Annotated in this window: 2 protein-coding genes; both read left to right on the forward strand. The window is 36.9% G+C overall.

Going from position 1 to position 2,216, the window contains the following annotated elements:
• Positions 1 to 634 precede the first annotated feature (634 nt).
• On the forward strand, positions 635 to 1,294 hold the full coding sequence (locus BTHERMOSOX_RS10565) for a restriction endonuclease (RefSeq protein WP_138121103.1): 660 nt from the start codon (positions 635 to 637) through the stop codon (positions 1,292 to 1,294).
• Entirely contained in the window at positions 1,219 to 2,100 is an 882-nt protein-coding gene (locus tag BTHERMOSOX_RS10570; protein WP_138121104.1) for a DEAD/DEAH box helicase family protein, read from the forward strand. Before BTHERMOSOX_RS10565 ends, BTHERMOSOX_RS10570 begins: the two co-directional genes overlap by 76 nt.
• Positions 2,101 to 2,216: the final 116 nt, after the last annotated feature.

Here is a 2,216-nt window from a genome sequence, read left to right on the forward strand (position 1 = left end):
AACAAGGTTAGATTGTGATCGCGAAGCGAACCACAATCTGAACCGTTTGTTGGACAAGCCCGGCATAAAAGCTAGAGATTATTAAATGTTTTTTTCTTCTTGACAAGAAGTGTTATTGATAGTATTTAGAAAATACCTTTTTTGAACTGGGTCTTGAAATAAATAAATGCCTTATGATTTATGTGTTGTTGTGTGATTTCCATAATTTACAGTCTATCTCGAAACGTTTTCTTAGGCAAGATGAAAAATAATAATGTTTGAATTGCCTCATCAAAAGGAAATTGTGATGGCTAGAAATGAAGGGGCTGAGTTTATTAGCCCTACTTGGGGTAACTATTACCAATAGGCGGAGAAGAATCACTAATCCGGTGCGTGATGATGCTATTTAACGTGACTTTCGAACAAGGGCTTTAAATATCGATTTTGAGTTGAAGACAAAGCGCGTGCTGCCAAATAGACTTGCAGCGCTGTGAGGCATTATTTTGGAACTATCGAATAAGCTGGTTTTTCTCCGCGATAGCGGCTTCGTCCAACAAACGGTTCAGATTGTGGCTCGCTTCGCGATCACAATCTAACCTTGTTCGTTAGTGATATAGTCAAGAAACACTAAATGAATGGAATTGATTGAATCTCTATGACTACATTTTCTGAAATTTTAAGTTCATTTGACCCAAAGAAAAAGGGTATGCAATTTGAGCATTTTGTTAAGTGGTTTCTAAAAAATGATCCCGAATGGTCAACGCAAATTGATCGAATATGGTTATGGGATGAATACCCTGATCGTTGGGGGCCTGATTGTGGTGTTGATCTCACCTTCAAACATAATAATAATGAAATTTGGGCTGTACAAGCAAAATGTTATGCTCCCGAGTACTCCATTAGCAAATCGGATATAGATAAGTTTCTCAGTGAATCAAACAGGAAAGGAATTGATAAACGGCTGTTGATTACAACTACAGACAAAATGGGGAAAAATGCAAAACAAGTTTGCCATGCTCAAGAAAAAACAGTTACACATTTTCTTCTTTCTGATTTTGACAAAGCTGCAATTGAATATCCAATACATATATCTGAACTCAATACCGCAAAAAGAAAACCACGCCCCACTCCTCGACCACATCAATTAGAAGCAATCCAAGCCGTAGAAAAAGGCTTTCAGGAAAGTGAACGTGGTCAATTGGTCATGGCATGTGGAACTGGTAAAACTTTTACGTCTCTATGGATAAAAGAAAAATTATCTGTTCAGACAACACTGGTATTACTTCTTTCCTTAGTTTGTTGTCTCAATCGCTGAGAGAATGGACGTTTGCAGCAAAGATACCATTTGGTGTTTTATGTGTTTGTTCTGATCAAACGGTGGGTAGGAAATCAAGTGAAGACGAGATAATACAGTCTGTTGAAGATATACCATTTCCTGTTACATCAAAAGCAGATGAAATAAATATCTTTTTAAAGGGTACTGAGAATAAAGTTATTTTCTCAACCTACCAATCGTCTCCCATTATTGCTGAAGCTCAAAAAAATGATAAGACTTCCATGTTTGATTTGGTGGTTGCTGATGAAGCACATCGATGCACAGGCCAAACCGGAAGTGCATTTACGATGGTATTAGACCAATCTTTGATTAAAGCAAAGAAAAGATTATTCACAACAGCAACACCAAAAATCTATTCAACGAACCTAAAAAAGAAGGCAAGTGAAATGGGTGTTGAAATTACAGGAATGGACGATGAATCTGTCTTTGGCAAAGTTTTCCATACTTTATCCTTTGGTGAAGCCATTAATCGTAGGCCTCCACTATTAACCGATTATCAAGTCGTACTTGTTGGTGTTGACAATCCCATGATTGCCCAATGGATACAAAAAAGTAGACTGATACAAACAGAAGGCAATGATATTACCGATGCAAAATCATTAGCATCTCAAATAGGCCTCATTAAAGCTGTTAAAGACTATGAGCTGAAAAGGGTGATAAGTTTTCATAGTAGAGTAAAACGAGCTGAATCATTTGCAACAGAAATACAAAGTTCTATTGATTTAATAAAAGAAGAATATCGTCCGGAAGGTAAAATTTGGACTGACTTTGTATCAGGATCATGAGTGTTCCCTTTAAAACATAAGCTTGCAAGAAAACATCCTATAAACCAGCACTCTAAAGCTCACCAAGAAGCGTTTCTTCGTATTTTACAAATTAGGCTATCAGCAACAAACAGTGT

This window comes from Bathymodiolus heckerae thiotrophic gill symbiont (genome assembly GCF_900128515.1).
Taxonomy (GTDB): domain Bacteria; phylum Pseudomonadota; class Gammaproteobacteria; order PS1; family Pseudothioglobaceae; genus Thioglobus_A.